Source organism: Candidatus Halocynthiibacter alkanivorans, from assembly GCF_003333265.1.
Taxonomy (GTDB): Bacteria; Pseudomonadota; Alphaproteobacteria; order Rhodobacterales; family Rhodobacteraceae; genus Halocyntiibacter_A; species Halocyntiibacter_A alkanivorans.
On record NZ_QOLB01000081.1, the window covers coordinates 1 to 18,286 of the forward strand.

Here is an 18,286-nt window from a genome sequence, read left to right on the forward strand (position 1 = left end):
GCGGAAACGTGGTCTTCCGCGCCCGCCGATGCCCCGCCCGAGGCCAGAATCACGTCTGCCTGCGCCGCGCCCCGGTCCAGCGCCGCACGCAACGGCGCGCGTGCGTCGGTGACATGGCCGAGGTCCACCGGATCATAGCCCCAGCTTTCCGCCAGAGACAGCAACATCGGCCGGTTGGCGTCATAGGTTTTGCCCGCCGACATGGTGGCGCCGCTGGCGACGATTTCATCGCCGGTCGACAACACGCCGACGCGCAGCCGTTTGCGGACCTGCACCATGGGAGCTCCGATGGCATGGGCCAGCGCGATTTCCGGCGCGCGCAGCAGGCGCCCCGCCGCGATTGCTATGTCTCCGGCCAGCACGTCCTCGCCCGCCGCCCGCGCGTTGGCACCAGGGCGCACCGCACCCTCAAAGGCGACATGACCTTCGGCCACAGTAACGTCTTCCTGCAGCACCACTGTATCGACGCCCGGCGGCAGCAGCGCCCCGGTCAGAATACGGATCGCCTGGCCCTGCGGCACCGCACCGGCAAAGGGCACGCCGGCCGCTGCCCGCCCGTCCACCAGCGGCAACAGCTGCGGCCCTGTGCCGGTGGCGCTGTGGGCAAATCCATAACCGTCCACCGCAGAATTGGCCCCAGGCGGATTGGAGCGCGCGGCCAGTACCGGTTCTGCCAGCACCCGGCCGAGCCCAGCATCAGCGGCAATATTTTCAGTGCCGACAACCACGCTGAGGCGTTCCTGAAGCCGGGCAAGAGCATCGTCTACCGGCACCCAGGACACGCCGGGCGGCAGCGCAAAACAGTCATTTTTCAGACGGGGCGGCGTGATATCCGGCTTGGCGGTACCCGCTGCGATCAGGCCGACCTCGCGCATGACAAAATCCGCCAGCGCCATGGTGTCATCGAGATCAAATACCGGGATCAACAGATCCGGCAGCGCCACATCAGAGGCCACCGCCCTGACCGTTGGGTCATCCGGCGCGATCAGCGGATTGCCAGTCTCCGCGCGATGGGCTTCGATCTTGGGATGATCGTCGCGTTTATAGCCTTCGATCAGCACCAGATCACAGGGCTCCAGCCGCGTAAGATGCTGCGCCAGCGTTGGCTCGTCCACATCACGCAACTCGTGCATCAGGGCCCAGCGGTTGGAGGAGCTCAGCAATACTTCGCGTGCGCCCGCCTCGCGGTGGCGGTAGCTGTCACGCCCCGGCTGATCCACGTCAAAGCGGTGATGGGCGTGTTTGACAGTAGATACGGTAAAACCCCGGGCGGTGATCTCTGCCACCAGCCGTTCCATCAACCCGGTTTTGCCAGCGTTTTTCCAGCCGGCGACGCCATATATTCTCATGCATCTGCCTCACGTAATATCGTCTCGGCCACCACCAGGTCTTCCGGCGTATTGATGTTAAAAAACGGGTCAAAATCCCAGTTTGGAAACAGCGCATCTGCCGCGTTGTGCGTGTCGGTCCACAGCACCACCTTGCGCAGCCCGCCCTCCAGCGCCAGTCGCAGATCTTCGCGCAGCGCCACCGGCCACAGGCCAAAAGTCGGATGCCGCGAGACACCGCGCTCCGGATCCGGTGTGGCGGCCAGGGCCAGATTGGTGCCCTCCAACTCGGCCGCCAGCAGCAGCACCGGCAGCAGATCACAGGGGAAAAACGGCGTATCGGCGGCGGCGGTCACGATTGCGTCTGCCCCCTGCTCAGCCGCCCAGTCAAGCCCGGCCAGCACCCCGGCCAGCGGCCCGGCAAAACCGTCAATACTGTCAGAGATCACCGGCAGGCCGTAGTGGGCAAACCGCGTCGCATCGCCATTGGCATTGAGCGCCACCGCTTCCACCTGCGGCTCCAGCCGTTCCAGCACATGGCTCAGGATCGGCTTGCCCGCCAGTGGCAGCAAGCCTTTGTCCCCGCCGCCCATACGTCTGGCCTGGCCGCCGGCCAGAATCACTCCTAATATTTTCATTCCGCTGATGTCCTGCGTTTTTTGCCGGTATCCGCCGGCACCTGAGACGGATCGATGTCGCGGATCAGGCGGTCTTCACCCGCCAGACAGACAAATCGCTGCCCGCGCATGCGCCCGATCAGGGTCAGCCCGACCTGGCGCGCAATATCCACGCCCCAGGCGGTAAAGCCCGAGCGAGACGCCAGCACCGGAATGCCCATATTGGCGCATTTGATTACCATTTCCGAGGTCAGCCGGCCGGTGGTATACATAATCTTATCGGCGCCATCGACCTGCTCTGACAACATCCAGCCGGCGATTTTGTCGACCGCATTGTGGCGCCCGACATCTTCCATATAGACCAGCGGCTGATCCCGGTGACACAGCACCGAGCCGTGAATGGCACCCGCTTCCAGATAGAGGCTGGGGATTCGGTTGATCTGGTGGCTCAGCCCGTAAAGCCAGGAGGTGCGGATCTCGGCCTCCGGCAGCACCAGATCCTCAATCCCTTCCATCATATCGCCAAACACCGTGCCCACGGCGCAGCCCGACGTGCGGGTCTTTTTCTTCAGCTTTTCCTCATAGTTCGTCTGGCTGTCCGTCCGCACCACCACGGTTTCCAGATCTTCATCATAGTCCACCGCTTTGACAGTCTCCTGCAGCGACAACATGCCCTGGTTGCGCAGAAACCCCAGCGCCAGGTATTCCGGGTAATCGCCAATGGTCATTGCAGTGACAATCTCCTGGCCGTTGAGAAAGATCGTCAACGGCCGTTCTTCCACCACCGGGATACGGATCAGGCTGCCGGTCTGGTCATAGCCTTCCACCGCGCGCGTCAGCCCGGCACGCCCCGGTTCAGGGGCAAGCAACAATGATGATGATGAGTGGCCATCATGATTTATCATTTGAAGGTCTTTCACTGATTGGCTATCGATGCGCTCTGTTGATCTATAGTAGGCGCTGCTCATGGCTTCTTCCACTTCCAATTCATCCTGGCGCAAAGGCTTTCGCGACGGGCTGCCATTTGTGGTGATGATCGTCCCGTTCGGTATGGTTTTTGGGGTCATCGGCACCGAAGCCGGGCTGAATATCGCTGAAATCATGGGGTTTTCTGTGCTGGTCATCGCCGGCTCTGCCCAACTGGCGGCGCTGCAGCTGATGGCAGACAATACACCCACGCTGATTATCCTGATCACCTCGCTCGCAATCAACCTGCGCATGGCGATGTATTCCGCCTCGCTGACGCCTCATTTCGGTCCGGCGACGTTCTGGCAGCGAGTGCTGGCGGCCTATGTCCTGGTCGATCAGTCCTATGCGCTGGCAATGGACCGGTTTGACCGCAACCCGGAAATGAGCACTTCCGACAAACTGAGCTATTATTTTGGCGTGGCGGCCCCGGTGGTGACCCTGTGGTATGCCAGCACGTTGTCGGGTGCGATCCTCGGCGAGGCAATCCCGGCGGATCTGCAGCTGGATTTCATCGTGCCGCTGATGTTTCTGTCCATGGTGGCCCCTGCGTTGAAAACACTGGCCCATGTGGCGGCGGCACTTACGTCTGTCTGTCTCAGCCTGGTGTTTGCGTTTCTGCCCTACGGATCCGGGCTTCTGGTTGCAGCACTGGTTGCGCTCGTTGTCGGCTCTCAGGTGGAACTCTGGACACAGAAAAGGGCGCAGACATGAGCAGCTTCAACATTTGGATGATTATTGCGGTGCTGGGCGTGGGAACATTTCTGATCCGCTATTCATTCTTTGGCCTGATCGGAGACCGCCAGTTTCCACCCTGGGCGCTGCGCATGCTGCGCTATACGCCAGTGGCGGTGTTGCCGGGTCTGGTGGCGCCGAAAGTGATCTGGCCCAACGGAGTCGATGGCGGTTATGACCCTGCGACCCTGGCCGGTGCGGCCGTGGCGATTGCAGCCGGTGTCTACAGCAAGAACATGATTGTTGCCGTCGCTGCCGGTGGTCTCGTTTTTTATGCGACCGGCTGGGTTCTGAATTAGGGCCGGGGCCCATTAATCCTGCATCTCTGATTTGACAGAATTTTGTCTGATCAGGAACGGGGCTGCGGGGAATGTGGTTCATTTTCTAGACTCTGTGACGTCATCACACAGAAAAATCGTCACACTCAGAGGACGCAGATGCCGCTTCACATCAGTGGCCCGGCGCGCCGGGCCACAGAACCACTAGGGCCATCGCATGCCAAACTTCTGATACATCGCAGAAATCTCGCCAGAGCTGCAGGATCAACCAGCCCTGACCTGGATGTCAGGACAGCAGCAGAGGATTTCGCAACTGCTGAGCCCGCAACAGGTTGGGCGCCGCGATCATGCCGGTATTGTCGTCCGGGCTGTCATCCACAATGCGCCGCGTTGTCACCCCGGGGCGGGAGGCGAAATATTCCATGGTTTTGCGCGGGAACCAGCCCGTCGGCACGTCTTCAAAGCCGGGCAGAGTGCGCAGGATTGCGGTGATGCTTTTGTTGCAGAACCCTTTGGGCACCGCGCCATAAGACATCACTTTCTGCTGCGCCAGAAGAGCCACTTCGCGGCTGACCGGAATGATCTGTTCGATCACGTCATAGGTCTCGCGGGCGTGGTAATCGATATAGAATTCCACCGCCCGGTCGCTCATGCCAAAAATCACGTCATTACGTTCCGGCAGATGCGGGTGTTTGAACGTGCCCGCCGGATCAAACATGATGCGCTGCGACCCGTTCACCATCAGGCCGGAATGGGCACCGACGCCGCCAGTTTTTTTCATCACAGTGTAAAGGGTCAGGGTGGGCGGCCCGTCATCGACATAGGCTGCACGGGCAACTTCCAAGTCAGGCGCCCACCTTGATTCTGCCGCGCCACAGGCGCTCAGCACCAGCGGAAGCAGCAGCCACAAAACAATCCGACAGACTCTCTTCATGGCGATGCTCCGCTCAGGTGTGCTGTATCAGCTGTTGAAAATCGCCAGGAAGATCAACACTCCGATGGAGAACGCCCCGACATAGGAGGAGTATCGGATGAAATTGCTAAAAGATTGTTCCTGAACAGACGTGTCCATTGAACCGTGCTTGTGCTCTGCCATGTGATATCTCCGGAAGGCTGAGGTTTCTAAGTGTCAAAACCCGAATTAGACGATTCCTGTGCCGCTGTCACCTGCTCAGATGATTTCGGTGGCTTCGGTGTTTTCAAGATCCGCCACCAGGCGGAATCCAATGCGGTTTGCTTTGACCTGTTCCTGCACAATCGGCAGGGCGCGCAGCATCACATTCAGCTGCGTCACATGCTGGATCAACTGGGTTCTGGAGCCATGATCATCGGTGCCGTAAAAGGTCACAATATCGGGGTCAAAAAATCCGATACCCTCGATGCGCATCACACCGCTGCTGGAGCCGGTAAAACCAATGGCAATCTCATGGCTGTTGTCCAGCTGCTCCTCAAAGTTTTTGATATAGAGCACCAGCCGCTCATAGGCCCATTCTGCCGGGCTTTTCTGGCCGACCGGCTTGCGCCGGATTACCTCGGGCAGCGGCTGCTGTTCCACGGAAGCCGGCGCGTCCGGATCACAATGCACCGCACGGGCGTGGGACTGCAGCGCCGCGGACTCAAGCGCTTCGGCAGTGGTTTTTATGTCTTCACTCACAACGACACCTCTCAGTTCACAGAACCGGCTTGCCAGATCCAGGCGCCGTCATCGTTGCGGCGACGGGTGATCCGGCCCGCCTGATACAGGTGGTTCAGATGGGCCACCGCTTCGACCATCGCCAACCCATATTCCCCGGCTCCGATCTTACGTTTGAACAGGATCGGAAAACAAGCGCAGGCGGTATGGGGCTCCTGTAACCACGCTTCCAGCCGCTCCAGCGCGCTGTGGTGATTCTCAATCAATGCGCTCAGCCGCGCTGGCAGGCCGGTAAAGGGCAGCTTATGGCCCGGCAGCACCAGCTGGCTGTCGTTGGCATAGGGTTTCAGCGCCTCACAACTCTCAATCCACTCGCCCACCGGATCGGCGTCCGGCTCGGTCGCATGCACCCCAAGATTGGGCGAGATTGTCGCCAGCAACTGATCGCCGCCCAGCACGATATCGCCGCTCTCAGACCACAGAGTCGCATGTTCCGGCGCGTGACCATTGCCGATGCGCACCACCCAGTCCCGCCCGGCCAGCCGCAATTCAGACCCTTCGCGGATACGCCGGAAGCCCAGCGGAATCGGATCAACAACATCGGCAAAATTAAACGGCCGCTCATTCAGACGCTGCTGCAGGATGTCAGCATCCATGCCGGCGCTGCGCCAATAGGCTTCCATCTGGCGGGTGGGGCGTTCCTGCTCGTCCAGCACCAACATGCGCGCCATCAGATAGGCGGTGCGGGTGGTGATCAGCTCGGCGCCATGTTCCTCAACGAACCAGCCCGCCAGACCCACATGGTCCGGATGGTGATGGGTCAGCAACACCCGCGCCACCGGCAGATGTGACAGCGCGCCCTCGCTCAGCAGTGACGTCCACAGCGCCCGGGTCTTTTTGGTGCCCAGCCCGGTGTCCACAATGGTCCAGCCATCGTGATCCGCCAGCGCGTAACAATTGACATGGTCCAGCACCATCGGCATCGGCATCCGGATCCAGAACACATCCGGCGCGACTTCGGTTGCTTCACCATTGGCCGGCGCGGTTTCAAACGGGTTTTTCATCGGTGCGTTCATTGTGCGGCCAGATCCGCATCACTCAGTGCATACAGCCCTGCAGAACCCTGACGGGCATGGGCCAGTTGCGACGCATATTCCGGCATCAGACGGTTGATATAAAACGCGGCCAGGCGCGTGCGCGGTCCGTCGCCACGCTCCACCATCGCCGCTTTCAGGTGATAATGCCCGCCCAGCACCCGGGCAAAGGCGCGCAGATAAGGCACCGCCCCGGCAAACCGGTCGTTCAGATCGCCCTGTGCCACCAGCCACTCGGTGGCTTCGCGCAGAGTTTCTGCCGCCTCCCAGACCGATTGCGCCAGTGCCGGCAGGGTGGCGCGGCTGTCCTGAGCGGCGTTTTCAATCTCGCTCAGCAAACGATAGGCCGCCTCGCCGCCATCCATCAGCTTGCGCGCCACCAGATCCATCGCCTGAATGCCATTGGTGCCTTCATAGATCGAAGTGATGCGCACATCGCGGCAATACTGTGCGGCGCCGGTCTCCTCAATATAGCCCATACCGCCATGCACCAATACGCCCTGGTTGGCTACTTCCAGCCCGACATCGGTGCCGAAAGCTTTGGCAATCGGGGTCAGAAACGCCGCCCGGGTTTTGTATTCTTCCGCCCCGGTTGCGCTGCTCATATCGATGGCGACCGCACAGGCCATGCTGATGGCGCGGGCGGCAAAGATATCCGCTTTCATCGCAGCCAGCATGCGGCGCACATCGGCGTGGTCAATAATGTTGCCGCTGCCGCCTTTGACGGCGGTGCGGCCCTGTTTGCGCTCCTGTGCATAGCTCAGCGCATGTTGGTAGGCCGCATCAGCAATCCCCACGCCCTGAATGCCGACGCCAAGACGGGCGTTGTTCATCATGGTGAACATACAGGCCATGCCATTGTGTTCTTCGCCCACCAGCCAGCCGGTGGCGCCGTCAAACCGCATCACCGCAGTGGGCGAGCCGTGAATGCCCATTTTATGCTCAAGGCTCGCCACCCTCAGCGTATTGGCAACCCCGGGTTTCCCCGCCTCATCAGGGATATGGCGGGGCACCATGAACAGGCTGATGCCTTTGGGGCCCGCCACCCCGTCCGGCAGGCGTGCCAGCACCAGGTGGCAGACATTGTCGACCATGTCGCTGTCGCCCCAGGTGATAAAGATCTTATCGCCTGTGATCTTGTAGCTGCCGTCCCCCAGAGGTTCGGCTTTGGTGCGCAACGCGCCCACGTCGGAGCCGGCCTGAGGCTCGGTCAGGTTCATCGTGCCGGACCATTCGCCGGAAATCAGCTTGGGCAGATAGGTCTCTTTAAGGGCATCAGACGCGTGATGCTGCAACGCCTCGATCTGGCCCTGGGTCAGCAGCGGACACAGTTGCAGCGCCAGACATGCGCCAGACATCATGTCATTCATCGCGGTGGTCAGGCTCATTGGCAGCCCCATGCCGCCGTACTCCGGATCCGCTGACATGCCAATCCAGCCGCCGTCGGCAATGGCGCGGAACGCCTCGGCAAATCCAGGAGAACTGCGCACCACCCCGTTTTCAAGCCGGGCCGGGTTCAGATCCCCCACCCGGTTCAGCGGCGCCATCACCTCGTCACACAGCTTGCCCGCCTCAGCGAGGATCGCAGCGATAACATCAGAGGTTGCCTCAGAAAACCGGTCGGTCTGCGCCACCTGATTCAGATCAACAATATGGTCAAACAGAAATTGAAACTCTGCAACCGGGGCCCGATAGCTCATAACTTCCTCCACGCGCCGGCTTGGCAAATGCCAGGCAAGCGACTATTCACTTCTCTCGTTTCAACGCTGACCCTAGATTAGGGTTAAAGCGCAACCAACACGGACGCAGCGTCACACTATGAGCAAGTTTCAACACCTGAGCGACAGCGATGCAGATGTCAGCCGGGCCGCCGGAATTCTGGCGCAGGGCGGGCTTGTCGCTTTTCCCACCGAAACGGTCTACGGGCTTGGCGGTGACGCGCGCAATGATACCGCAGTGGCGCGGATCTTTGAAGCCAAGGGCCGCCCTGGCTTTAACCCGCTGATCGTGCACCTGCCCGATCTTGAGGCCGCGCGTGAGATTGCCATCTTTGACCATGATGCAGCGGCGCTGGCCCAGGCGTTCTGGCCCGGCCCGCTGACACTGGTGCTGCCGCTGCGCCCGGATGCCGGCATTTCACCGCTGGTCTCTGCCGGGCTTAATACCATCGCCATCCGGGTGCCGGAACATCCGCTGGCAGTAAAGCTTCTGAACGCATTCGGCAGCCCTGTCGCCGGTCCTTCTGCCAATCCCTCGGGACGCATAAGCCCCACCCGTGCCCAACATGTGATTGACGGGTTGGAAAGCCGGATCGATGCGGTGCTGGATGGCGGGCCCTGCGGTGTCGGGCTGGAAAGCACCATCATCGGTTTCGCCCCCGCGCCTGGGCTGCTGCGTCCCGGCGGGCTGCCTGCGGAGGCGATTGAAGCCTGCCTGGGCACCCCGCTGGCGGGCGTCACAGGCACCACGGAAACCACCCCCAGCGCGCCAGGACAGCTGACGTCACATTATGCGCCCAATGCGCCGGTACGCCTGAACGTCACCACACCTGAGGCGGATGAGACCCTGCTTGGCTTTGGCCCGGTAGAGGCAGCGCTGAACCTGTCCGCGTCGGGCGATCTGGTGGAAGCGGCGGCCAACCTGTTTCACGCGCTGCGCCAGCTGGATGCCAGCGGCGTGGGTAAAATTGCGGTGTCCCCGGTGCCGGAGCATGGTCTCGGCGTTGCGATCAATGACCGGTTGCGCCGCGCCGCCGCGCCCCGCGACTAACTCTTACCAGACGCCCCATAGGGGTCCGGCCGCGAAACAACTGCTTCAGCGGTGTCCGAACCCGGCACCGGCAGGCCTGATCCGGCCTGTACCATGACGGCTTCCATGTCAGGACCCACTCGACAGGACTGGCACGGTCACGACTGGCACGATGCGAACTGCACAGTGAGAATTGGGCTGGTGAAGACTGCCATAGTCCGGACCGGACCGCCTCCCGAATTTCTCGGATCGCGCGCAGGATTGGACGTATTGTGCTGTCTCAGTGGCTAAGTGCGCAGGCTCAGCGGGCCCGGCACTTCGATGGAACCCGGCGGAGTTCGGGGCTGGAGTGGCAGCGTACCGGAGCGGCAATCGTTTAGATGTGCCGGGCGCCTGAATGTGCCGGGCGTTTCAGGCGTGGCCGGCTTTGCCAGACAGCATCAGCGGCTCGATGCCAAGCGAGCGCACCGCCGCTTCCCATTTGCCACCATCTTCGGCGTCAAATACGATCTCGGGCTTCGCATCACAGGTCAGCCAGGCATTTTCACCGATCTCATCCTCAAGCTGCCCCGGCCCCCAGCCGGCATAGCCAAGCGCCAGCAGCGTCTGATGCGGCCCGGTGCCCTGCACCATATCATCCAGCACCTCGCGGGACGCTGTCATTGCAAACCGCGTGTCCACTTCCAGCGTCGCCGCCTCATAGGTGCGGTCCGGTGAATGCAGCACAAATCCGCGCCGGTGTTCAACCGGGCCGCCAAAATGGACGTCAGAGCGGTAATCTCCCTGGCCCGGTTCGATGTCCAGCTGGGCCAGTACATCGGTAATATCCAAACCGTCTGCGGGCTTATTGATCATCAACCCCATCGCACCCTCGTCAGAATGGGCGCAGAGAAAGACCACCGAAGTCTCGAATCTGGGGTCGCCCATGCCCGGCATGGCGATCAGTAATTTTCCGGTCAGGTCGGAGGAAACTTCAATCGGGTTCATATCCTCACCATGGCGCTGCGGCCCGCCGGGCGCAAGAGCCACCGGTTGCGATCCGGAAAAACTCTCTGCCAAATATCATTCCCTCTGCGTACCAAAGCGCCTATGTTGTGGCCCATGCGTATTTTTTCCGGTCTCCCGTCCTTCGTCCTGGCAGTTTTTGCCGCTTTTGCCACTGCCGCCCCGGCCATTTCGCAAGTTGCGGGTGACGCGGTGGAGGCCTCTGAAATGGCACAAGTGGACCTGCTGCCCGGCTGGCGACGTGCCGACGGCGTTCATATGGCCGCGCTGCGGGTGCGGCTTGCTCCGGGCTGGAAAACTTACTGGCGTTCACCGGGCCAGGCGGGGATCCCCCCCGGGTTTGACTGGAGCGGATCGCAAAACCTGGCCTCCGCCACCCCACGCTGGCCGGCCCCCAAAGCGTTTGAAAATTTCGGGCTGCGCTCGCTTGGCTACAAAAACGAATTACTGCTGCCGCTGGAACTGCGCCCCCGGGATCCCGGCGCGCCGATCCGGCTGGATGTGACCGTGGTGATGGGCGTTTGTTATGACATCTGCCTGCCGCTGACGGTCACCCTGCAGCAAATCTTGCCCACCGATGTCACCACGCCAGACACCCGCATCCGCCAGGCGCTGGCCCGGGGTCCCGCAAGTGCGGCCGCGGCCGGTGTGCGCAATGTGACCTGCCGCGCCACTCCCATTGAGGACGGGCTGCGTCTGCGCGCGGAGCTCGATATGCCGGCGCTGGGAGGCGACGAGATCACTGTGTTTGAGCTGCCCGACCGCGAGATCTGGATCGCAGAAGCCAGCACTACACGCCAGGGCGGCCGGCTGAGCGCAGAAACCGAACTGGTGCCGCCCGGCCAGGCGCCATTTTCGCTGGACCGCTCGACGCTGCGCATCACTGTGATCGGCGAAAAGGGCGCGGTGGACATCAAGGGCTGCAAAGGGGGCTAGACGCGTGAGGGCAACTCTCCCGTCGGGGCTGTTAAGCCGTCAGGACAGTTGCCCACGTGAGCGCAGTTAAACCCGCCTGGGCCGCTAACGCCGCAAGCGCAGCACTAGCCCCCCCAGCACATAAAACACGATTGCGATCGCCCCGGCACCTGCCACGAACTGCCCCAGCGCCGCGGTGATATCCGCCTGTTGCATCACTGCGGATCCCAGCGTCACCGCGAACAACAGCGCCATGCAGAGGCCCGCAGCCCAGACCGCCACACCCGCAATACCGCTGCGTGCCGGATGGCTGGCGACCCGGCGCAGCGCCCGCATCAGCTTGCCCGCATCCAGCTGAATCGCCATCAGCGAGGGCACCACCAGCAGCACCAGCACCAGACCAAAGCCAAGCCCGTAGGCCAGGGTAATCACCGTCGGTTTCAGAAATTGCGCATCCGCCGAGCGTTCATAGAGCAACGGCCCCAGCCCCAGCACTGTGGTCATGGTGGTCAGCATCACCGGACGCAGCCGGTCTGCCGCGCCGTCAATGATCGCCGGGATCAGGCCGCGTTCATGGGCGTATTCATCAATGGTGGTCACCAGAACAATGGAATCATTGATGATAATCCCGGTCATCCCGATCAGCCCCACCACGGAGAACATCGACAAGGGCACGCCCCAGTACGCATGGCCAAAGATCGCCCCGACCAGCCCAAACGGGATGATCGCCATCACCACAAGCGGCCGGGTCCAGCTGCCGAAAATCCACGCCAGGGTCAGGAAAATCCCCACCAGCGCCAGGCCCAGCCCCAACAACGCGTCACTGAGAAACCGGTTTTCCTGCTCGGCCAGACCGGCAAGCGCCCAGGTCACACCGTATTCCTCAGCAATGCGCGGCAGCAGCGCCTCTTCAACGTCCTGCATGATCTGCGCCGCGCGCTCGGCGTCCTCATCGTCCAGGTCTCCGGTCACATTGACCAGCCGGATGCCGTTTTCACGCCGCACAGTGGAAAAGCCCTGGCTGGTGCTGACCGACACGATGTCTGACAGCGCCACATAGGCCCCGCCCGGCGAACGCAGCTGGCTGCGCTCGATGAAATCTGCGGTCAGTTCACTGGCAGGCAGCTCAACCCGGATCGCAGCCGAACGCCGTCCGTCCGGATAGGTCGCCGCTTCAATCCCGTTCAGCCGGTTGCGCAACACCCGCCCGATACCGTCAATGGAAAAGCCAAGCGCCTGGCCCTGCGGCGTCAGCTCCAGCACCAGCTCATCTTTGTCATAAGCCAGGCTGTCTTCCAGTGCCGAAACCTCGCCATATTGCGACAGGCTGGTTTTGATATCCTCCGCCGCCGCTTTCAACACCGACGCAGAAGAGCCCGACAGTTCAATATCAATCGCATCGCCCCCGGGACCGGCATGGGTGCGGCGGAAGCTTACGGTCTCCGCCAGCGGATGGCGCACCACCTCGTCCTGCAGACGGGCGACAAAATCAGACACGCCGTAGGAGCGCTGATCCGCGTCCGTGAGCTCGATCGAAATTGCGCCCAGCTGATCCAGATCCTTGCTGTCGGCCCCGGACAGGGACCGCCCGGTGCCGCCGCCGATCTGCGCCAGCACATAAAGCACCGGATTGTCGCCGTATTCCTGTTCAAAGGAAACACCGACCGCCTCCACTGCCCGCTGCATTTCACCCAGCATCTCGCGGGTGTCCGCGCGCCCGGCCCCTGGCGCCATGGCAAAATTCCCCGAAATAGTACTGCGCTCCGGCGGGCTGAAGAAGCGCCATTGCACATCACCGCGCACCACCAGCGCCACCTGGCTCGACAGCAGCAGGATTGACCCCGCAAGCACCGGGTAGCGTGCCCAGATCACCCAGGCCATCGCCCGGCGGAACAAATTGTCCCGAAACCAGCCAAACCCGCGGTTCACCACCCGGCTGGGCGCATCATACCAGTGGCCCCTGCCAGAAGCGCTTAGTGCGTGGGCCATGTGATTGGGCAGGATCAGGAAGCACTCAATCAATGAGGCGGTCAGCACCAGGATCACCGTAAGCGGCAGATCAAGAATCAGATCGCCAAAACGCCCGCCAATCGCCACCAGACCGAAAAAGGCAATGATCGTAGTGATAGTGGCGGCAAACACCGGTGAAAACATCCGCACAGCAGCGTTTTCAGCCGCCTCAACCGCGGATTCGCCCAGCCGGCGCACGCGGAAATCCACATGCTCCCCCACCACGATGGCATCATCCACCACGATGCCCAGGGTGATAATCAGCGCAAACAGCGAGATCATATTGATGGTCATACCGGCGAAATACATCAGCGAAATCGCGGCGGTTAAGGATACCGGAATGCCCGCCGCCACCCAGAGCGCCGTGCGCGCGTTGAGAAACAGGAACAACAGCACAACCACCAGCACCAGCCCGAGGGCGGCGTTGCTCAGCAGCACATTCAGCCGCCCGGAGATCGCCTCTGAGCGGGTGCGGATCAGCTCCATCGTTACGCCTTCAGGCAAGGTGCTGGACATCAAGGCCACGACCTCTTCCACCTGGGCCTGAATGCGGATCGCGTCCCCCGCCGCAGAGCGCGAAACATTGACAGACATCGCCGGCTCACTGCCGACAAAAAAGGCGCGTTCCCGGTCAATGCCGGCGACCCGCACCTCGGCGACATCGCCGATTGTCAGGGTCGAGCCGTCCGGGTTGGGGCGCAAAACAATCGCCTCAATCTGCGGTGCAGAACGCTTGGCTACACCGGTGCGCACCCGGGCGCCGGCCGCGCCGACATCGCCAGCGGGATCAGCCTCTGCCTCCTCCGCGATGGCGGCGGCAATATCCGCCATGCTCACATCGTTGCGGATCAGGGACAGCGCCGCCACCTCAACAATGGTCTCGGGCGCGACCACGCCGATGATCGTGGCGCGGGTCACCCCGATCTGAAACAGGCGGGTGGTAAACTCATCGGCAAACAGGCTGAGCTGATCGACCGCCACCGGGCCGGTGATGACCACATCGGTGACCGTGTCGCGCCAGCGGCCGCGGTTCACCGAAGGCTCGTCCGCGTCGTCCGGCAGGTTGCTGACCCCCTCGACCGCCGATTGCACATCATCCGAGGCACGCGCCATATCCCAGCCAGGCTCAAACTCCAGGCTGATCCTGGCCCGGCCTTCGCGCGAGGTCGCCGCACTGCTGGTGACGCCTTCCACCGCCAGCAAAGCCGGCTCCAGAATCTGCACGATGGCGCGGTCCACATCCTCGGCCCCGGCCCCGTCCCATGCGATCGAAACCGAAATATCATCGACCACCACATCCGGGAAAAACTGGGCCCGCATCCGCGGCGCGGTGATTGCGCCCGCCACCAGAAGAACCACCAGCAACAGATTGGCGACAGTGCCGTGACGGATGAAATAAGACAGAATACCCCGCATGGATCAGCCCCCCATCCGGCCGCGCAGACGCGCCAGCATCTGTTGCGGCACCTCAGGTTGGCGCAATTGTTTCAGAATGCGCTCTCTGGCATCTGCAGGCATATTTTTGTTGGCCTCGACAAAGGCAATCATCGCGGCGCGTTCCTCATCCGACAGCGGCGGCTCGGCCGGCGGGTCGGGGGCGTCAGCGTTCAGTCGCCGCACCTTGATGCCGGCGCCCAGCAAAGGCGTGCGCTGGGCCACGATATCGCGTCCGCTCAGACCTGGCGCCCGGATCAGCACCTGATCTCCCTGACGACGCAGGATCTGCACGGTGAAAGAGTCCAGCCGCGCCTCGTCATCCAGCACCAGCACGCGTCCGGAAGCATCCACCGCCGAGGCTGGCACCAGCGCCACCTGACGCAGCACCGGCTCATCAATCATGATGGCGACAAAATCACCAGGGCGGAAGCCTGCCGCCTCGTCCATACGCGCAAACAACAAGCGCCCGGTCTGCCCTTCGGCGACGCCGGCACTCTCCCGGCTGACAACACCCCGGGTCTGCATCTCACTGTCCCCGGTATCGAGCGACACAGTGACCGCCGCGCCCGTCAGCCCGCCCGCCGCATCCAGCAACCGAGAATAGGCGCTTGTCGAGACCCGGAAACTGACCTCCAGCGCCGTCGGATCAATCAGCTGCGCAATCTGTTCGCCAGCGTTGACCCTGCCGCCCTGCACCACGGAGACACCCGACAGCGTGCCGGAAAAACCAGCGCGGATTTCCGTGTCATCCAGCGCGCGTTCCGCATCCGCCAGCGCTATGCGCCCGCGCAGCAAGCCGGTCTGCGCCTGGTCCAGCCGGGTCTGCGCGCTCGCCACTGCCTGGCGTTTGGACAGGATGGCTTGACCGGCCGTCGCTTCTGCCAGTTCCGCAGTTTCCACCGCGGAATCAGTGCCCACGCCCCGGGCCCGCAGATCACGCTGTCGCTGCAATGCATTGGCGCGCAGCTTTTCCTGGCTGCGGGCGCTCTCCAGATCATCCCGACTGATCACCAGTGAACGCTCTGCATCGCGCACCGCTGCCTCCGATTCGCTCAGATCGGCCTGTGCCACTTCCAGCGCGTCTTGCGCATCGCGCGGGTCGATCCGCACCAGCAGATCCCCGGCGCGCACCACGCCGCCCTCTTCAAAAGCCGTTGCCAGCTCGACCAGAGTGCCGCCCGACGGCGCCCGCACATCCAGGGTGCGCCGCGACCTGATCTCGCCAAAACTGGTCAGAACCGGCACAACGTCGCCGGGTACTACCGTCACAACATTCACTGCAAACACCCGCTCGCGCACCGGGCGCGAGCGGCCTTCACGCGCGTTGCGTTCCTGCACCGCAGCATAGAAATTCTGCACTGCCAGCGTTAATATGCCGACGGTGGCCGCCAATAAAAAAAGCCCCATAAGCGAGCGGCGTAGAAATCCCATATCCTAAAACTTTCCTGACTGGCCTCAGTTCACAATCCGCACAGCGGCACTGCCAGGCGGCAAGAACTTACTGCCACCCGCCATTATACGCCCTGGCTTTTGAATTCCGTCGAATTATTTTCGACGCTTATGTTCGTCCAGCCGCGGAAAGATTTCGACAAAGTTGCAGGGCTGGTGACGATAGTCCAGTTGCATCACGAGAAGTTCATCCCAGGCATCTTTGCAAGCGCCTGGCGAGCCCGGCAATGCAAACATATAGGTGCCGTTGGCGACGCCGCCGGTGGCTCGGCTCTGCACCGCGCTGGTGCCGATCTTTTTCATCGATATGATGGTGAAAACAGTACCGAACGCTTCGATTTCTTTCTCATAGACATCCCGGTGGGCCTCAACCGTGACGTCCCGCCCGGTCAGCCCGGTGCCGCCGGTGGATATGATGCAGTCAATCTCCGGATCCAGCGACCAGGCCCGCAGCTGGGCGGCGATGTCCGCGCGCTCATCCTTCAGGATCATTCGCGCGGCCAGGATGTGCCCGGCGGCCTCAATGCGCCCCACCAGCACATCACCAGAGCGGTCGTCGTTGAGGCTGCGGCTGTCAGACACGGTCAGAACCGCGATCCGCACCGGGATAAATTCTTTGTTTTCGTCAATCCGGCCCATCTTTATCCCCGTTGAACAAGCGCCAGCCGCAGGGCCAGCGCGGTAAAGATTGTCGCCGAGGCATAACCGAGCCCACGGGCAAATCTGCGTGACGCCGCCAGCCGGCTGCCCAGGCCACCAGCCCCAAGACCGACCGCACCGTTGATGACAAAGCCGCCCAGCGAAATCACCACTCCAAGGATCATAAACTGGCCCAGAACGGAACCCCGCGCCGGATCAATGAACTGCGGCAAAAACGCCAGCACAAACAGGATCACCTTGGGATTGCTCAGATTGACCAGTGCGCCTTCGCGAAATGACTGCGCCAGTCCGGCAGCATTTTTGCCCGCCGTCCGCGCGTTCAGCGGTCCCGCGCGCAGCGCGCCCCGCGCCAGCCACAGCAGATAGGCCACGCCGAGCCAGCGGATCGCGTCCAGCATCCAGGGCATACTGGCAATCACCGCCCCCAACCCAAGACCCGCAATCATCACATGCACCATGGAGCCGGCCGAGACACCGGCACTGGCCGCCACGGCCGCACGACCGCCCGAGCGCACGCCCTGCCCGAGGCAAAACATCATATCCGCGCCGGGCGTCAGGTTCAGCGCCAGTGCTGCCGGCACAAACGCCAGCAAAGTTATCCAGTCTACCATCAGTCCCGCCCGTGTAATTTCGCCTGCAAGCTGAGCAGATCCGCCCAGGCATCGCGTTTGGCCAAAGGTTTATTCATCAGTTGCGCCGGTGGCACAATCGGCAGCGCCGGCCGGCCAAACGCCTCAACCCACTGGCCGCGCAGCCGGGTGATGCCTTTGCGGCCCAGCACCCCCAGACAGGGTGTATTGCCCATCAGCACAAGAATGTCCGGATCGGCCAGCTCCACATGACGGGCGACAAAGGGCATCAGCATGTCAATTTCTGCCGGGTTGGGCGGCCGGTCCTGAGGTGGTCGCCACGGCAGCACCAGCGACAGATAGATCGCTGCCTCGGTATCCGGCGTCTCAAGCCCCAGCCCAATGGCAGCAAACATCTTGTCAAACAACCCGGCGTCTGCCCCGGCCAGCGGCAGGCCGGCACGGTCCGCGTCGCGCCCGGGTGCTCCGGCAATCACCATCACCCGCGCCGCCGGATTGCCACGCGCAAATACCAGATTCCGGGCGCCCTTTTTCAACTCGCAATGGGGGAAAGCCGCCAGCGCCGCCTCCAACTCCTCCAGCGAAGCTGCAGCGCGCGCCATTTTTTCAGCTTCCGCGACCGGATCAACCTCTGGCGCCTTCACCGGCGCTTCTGGTGCCGCCGCCACCACAGGTTTTGGCGCCTTCTCCGGCACCTCATAACGGTTGATCGGCGACTCGCTGATGGTCTCGGTCACGCCGAGATCAATCTGCCATTCCAGAAGCGCCTTTGCGCCGTAATAATCAAGCGAGCCATCCATGCCGCCAACCTAGTCGCCCGC

General features: G+C 62.3%; 18 protein-coding genes. 4 read left to right on the forward strand and 14 right to left on the reverse strand.

The window, feature by feature from the left end; translation table 11 throughout:
- From mobB to DWA01_RS09310, 3 genes are all read right to left on the reverse strand, one after another.
- Nucleotides 1-1,349: molybdopterin-guanine dinucleotide biosynthesis protein B (gene mobB, locus DWA01_RS09300; RefSeq protein ID WP_114285573.1), on the reverse strand; the 1,349-nt coding region annotated here is incomplete at its 3' end.
- Entirely contained in the window at nucleotides 1,346-1,966 is a 621-nt protein-coding gene (gene mobA, locus DWA01_RS09305; RefSeq protein WP_114285574.1) for a molybdenum cofactor guanylyltransferase MobA, read from the reverse strand. The genes mobB and mobA, both read right to left, overlap by 4 nt.
- On the reverse strand, nucleotides 1,963-2,850 hold the full coding sequence (locus DWA01_RS09310; protein ID WP_114285575.1) for a formate dehydrogenase accessory sulfurtransferase FdhD: 888 nt from the start codon (nucleotides 2,848-2,850) through the stop codon (nucleotides 1,963-1,965). The genes mobA and DWA01_RS09310 overlap by 4 nt, the downstream gene beginning before the upstream one ends.
- A 61-nt stretch (nucleotides 2,851-2,911) precedes the next feature.
- On the opposite strand from DWA01_RS09310, the gene DWA01_RS09315 reads away from it, so the two are divergent.
- Both DWA01_RS09315 and DWA01_RS09320 read left to right on the forward strand, forming a co-directional pair.
- A complete protein-coding gene (locus DWA01_RS09315; RefSeq protein ID WP_114285576.1) occupies nucleotides 2,912-3,625 on the forward strand; it encodes an AzlC family ABC transporter permease in 714 nt (237 codons plus the stop codon).
- Nucleotides 3,622-3,945, forward strand: coding sequence for an AzlD domain-containing protein (locus DWA01_RS09320; RefSeq protein WP_114285577.1), 324 nt, complete (start codon nucleotides 3,622-3,624; stop codon nucleotides 3,943-3,945). The genes DWA01_RS09315 and DWA01_RS09320 overlap by 4 nt, the downstream gene beginning before the upstream one ends.
- Before the next feature lie 265 nt (nucleotides 3,946-4,210).
- Here DWA01_RS09320 and DWA01_RS09325 read toward each other — a convergent pair whose 3' ends face one another.
- The 5 genes from DWA01_RS09325 to DWA01_RS09345 form a co-directional block, all read right to left on the reverse strand.
- Complete coding sequence (locus DWA01_RS09325; RefSeq protein WP_114285578.1) at nucleotides 4,211-4,858, reverse strand: hypothetical protein; 648 nt, start codon at nucleotides 4,856-4,858, stop codon at nucleotides 4,211-4,213.
- Nucleotides 4,859-4,885: 27 nt separating this feature from the next.
- Nucleotides 4,886-5,020 carry an aa3-type cytochrome c oxidase subunit IV gene (locus DWA01_RS09330; protein ID WP_114285579.1) on the reverse strand — a complete coding sequence of 45 codons (135 nt, stop codon included), beginning with the start codon at nucleotides 5,018-5,020 and terminating at the stop codon, nucleotides 4,886-4,888.
- A 75-nt stretch (nucleotides 5,021-5,095) separates the two neighbouring features.
- Nucleotides 5,096-5,578, reverse strand: a complete 483-nt coding sequence (locus tag DWA01_RS09335; RefSeq protein ID WP_114285580.1) for a DUF6173 family protein — start codon at nucleotides 5,576-5,578, stop codon at nucleotides 5,096-5,098.
- Between the two features lie 11 nt (nucleotides 5,579-5,589).
- Nucleotides 5,590-6,621 carry an MBL fold metallo-hydrolase gene (locus tag DWA01_RS09340; protein WP_235008496.1) on the reverse strand — a complete coding sequence of 344 codons (1,032 nt, stop codon included), beginning with the start codon at nucleotides 6,619-6,621 and terminating at the stop codon, nucleotides 5,590-5,592.
- Nucleotides 6,622-6,629: 8 nt separating this feature from the next.
- Nucleotides 6,630-8,351, reverse strand: coding sequence for an acyl-CoA dehydrogenase (locus tag DWA01_RS09345; protein ID WP_114285582.1), 1,722 nt, complete (start codon nucleotides 8,349-8,351; stop codon nucleotides 6,630-6,632).
- A gap of 118 nt (nucleotides 8,352-8,469) precedes the next feature.
- Between DWA01_RS09345 and DWA01_RS09350 the strand changes: the two genes are divergently transcribed.
- Entirely contained in the window at nucleotides 8,470-9,420 is a 951-nt protein-coding gene (locus DWA01_RS09350; protein ID WP_114285583.1) for an L-threonylcarbamoyladenylate synthase, read from the forward strand.
- 390 nt (nucleotides 9,421-9,810) lie between these two features.
- Here DWA01_RS09350 and DWA01_RS09355 read toward each other — a convergent pair whose 3' ends face one another.
- Complete coding sequence (locus DWA01_RS09355) at nucleotides 9,811-10,386, reverse strand: YqgE/AlgH family protein (protein ID WP_114285584.1); 576 nt, start codon at nucleotides 10,384-10,386, stop codon at nucleotides 9,811-9,813.
- Nucleotides 10,387-10,500: 114 nt separating this feature from the next.
- On the opposite strand from DWA01_RS09355, the gene DWA01_RS09360 reads away from it, so the two are divergent.
- Nucleotides 10,501-11,340: a protein-disulfide reductase DsbD domain-containing protein gene (locus DWA01_RS09360; RefSeq protein WP_235008497.1), complete on the forward strand. Its 840-nt coding sequence runs from the start codon at nucleotides 10,501-10,503 to the stop codon at nucleotides 11,338-11,340.
- Between the two features lie 84 nt (nucleotides 11,341-11,424).
- Here the strand turns inward: DWA01_RS09360 and DWA01_RS09365 are convergent, their stop codons facing one another.
- The 5 genes from DWA01_RS09365 to DWA01_RS09385 form a co-directional block, all read right to left on the reverse strand.
- Nucleotides 11,425-14,745, reverse strand: a complete 3,321-nt coding sequence (locus tag DWA01_RS09365) for an efflux RND transporter permease subunit (protein WP_114285585.1) — start codon at nucleotides 14,743-14,745, stop codon at nucleotides 11,425-11,427.
- A 3-nt stretch (nucleotides 14,746-14,748) separates the two neighbouring features.
- Entirely contained in the window at nucleotides 14,749-16,197 is a 1,449-nt protein-coding gene (locus tag DWA01_RS09370) for an efflux RND transporter periplasmic adaptor subunit (RefSeq protein ID WP_114285586.1), read from the reverse strand.
- A 114-nt stretch (nucleotides 16,198-16,311) separates the two neighbouring features.
- Nucleotides 16,312-16,854, reverse strand: a complete 543-nt coding sequence (gene moaB / locus DWA01_RS09375) for a molybdenum cofactor biosynthesis protein B (RefSeq protein WP_114285587.1) — start codon at nucleotides 16,852-16,854, stop codon at nucleotides 16,312-16,314.
- A 2-nt stretch (nucleotides 16,855-16,856) separates the two neighbouring features.
- Complete coding sequence (locus DWA01_RS09380) at nucleotides 16,857-17,486, reverse strand: LysE family translocator (RefSeq protein ID WP_200832538.1); 630 nt, start codon at nucleotides 17,484-17,486, stop codon at nucleotides 16,857-16,859.
- The gene (locus DWA01_RS09385; protein WP_114285589.1) at nucleotides 17,486-18,265 is read right to left on the reverse strand and encodes a uracil-DNA glycosylase; all 780 of its coding nucleotides are present in this window, start codon (nucleotides 18,263-18,265) and stop codon (nucleotides 17,486-17,488) included. Before DWA01_RS09385 ends, DWA01_RS09380 begins: the two co-directional genes overlap by 1 nt.
- Nucleotides 18,266-18,286 lie beyond the last annotated feature (21 nt).

What these genes read in the sequence shown, in the direction of transcription:
- mobA (WP_114285574.1), bottom strand. Translation starts at nt 1,966, where the DNA reads ATGAAAATATTAGGAGTGATTCTGGCCGGCGGCCAGGCCAGACGTATG.
- DWA01_RS09310 (WP_114285575.1), bottom strand. Translation starts at nt 2,850, where the DNA reads ATGATAAATCATGATGGCCACTCATCATCATCATTGTTGCTTGCCCCT.
- DWA01_RS09315 (WP_114285576.1), top strand. Translation starts at nt 2,912, where the DNA reads ATGGCTTCTTCCACTTCCAATTCATCCTGGCGCAAAGGCTTTCGCGAC.
- DWA01_RS09320 (WP_114285577.1), top strand. Translation starts at nt 3,622, where the DNA reads ATGAGCAGCTTCAACATTTGGATGATTATTGCGGTGCTGGGCGTGGGA.
- DWA01_RS09325 (WP_114285578.1), bottom strand. Translation starts at nt 4,858, where the DNA reads ATGAAGAGAGTCTGTCGGATTGTTTTGTGGCTGCTGCTTCCGCTGGTG.
- DWA01_RS09330 (WP_114285579.1), bottom strand. Translation starts at nt 5,020, where the DNA reads ATGGCAGAGCACAAGCACGGTTCAATGGACACGTCTGTTCAGGAACAA.
- DWA01_RS09340 (WP_235008496.1), bottom strand. Translation starts at nt 6,621, where the DNA reads ATGAAAAACCCGTTTGAAACCGCGCCGGCCAATGGTGAAGCAACCGAA.
- DWA01_RS09345 (WP_114285582.1), bottom strand. Translation starts at nt 8,351, where the DNA reads ATGAGCTATCGGGCCCCGGTTGCAGAGTTTCAATTTCTGTTTGACCAT.
- DWA01_RS09350 (WP_114285583.1), top strand. Translation starts at nt 8,470, where the DNA reads ATGAGCAAGTTTCAACACCTGAGCGACAGCGATGCAGATGTCAGCCGG.
- DWA01_RS09355 (WP_114285584.1), bottom strand. Translation starts at nt 10,386, where the DNA reads ATGAACCCGATTGAAGTTTCCTCCGACCTGACCGGAAAATTACTGATC.
- DWA01_RS09360 (WP_235008497.1), top strand. Translation starts at nt 10,501, where the DNA reads ATGCGTATTTTTTCCGGTCTCCCGTCCTTCGTCCTGGCAGTTTTTGCC.
- DWA01_RS09365 (WP_114285585.1), bottom strand. Translation starts at nt 14,745, where the DNA reads ATGCGGGGTATTCTGTCTTATTTCATCCGTCACGGCACTGTCGCCAAT.
- DWA01_RS09370 (WP_114285586.1), bottom strand. Translation starts at nt 16,197, where the DNA reads ATGGGATTTCTACGCCGCTCGCTTATGGGGCTTTTTTTATTGGCGGCC.
- moaB (WP_114285587.1), bottom strand. Translation starts at nt 16,854, where the DNA reads ATGGGCCGGATTGACGAAAACAAAGAATTTATCCCGGTGCGGATCGCG.
- DWA01_RS09380 (WP_200832538.1), bottom strand. Translation starts at nt 17,486, where the DNA reads ATGGTAGACTGGATAACTTTGCTGGCGTTTGTGCCGGCAGCACTGGCG.
- DWA01_RS09385 (WP_114285589.1), bottom strand. Translation starts at nt 18,265, where the DNA reads ATGGATGGCTCGCTTGATTATTACGGCGCAAAGGCGCTTCTGGAATGG.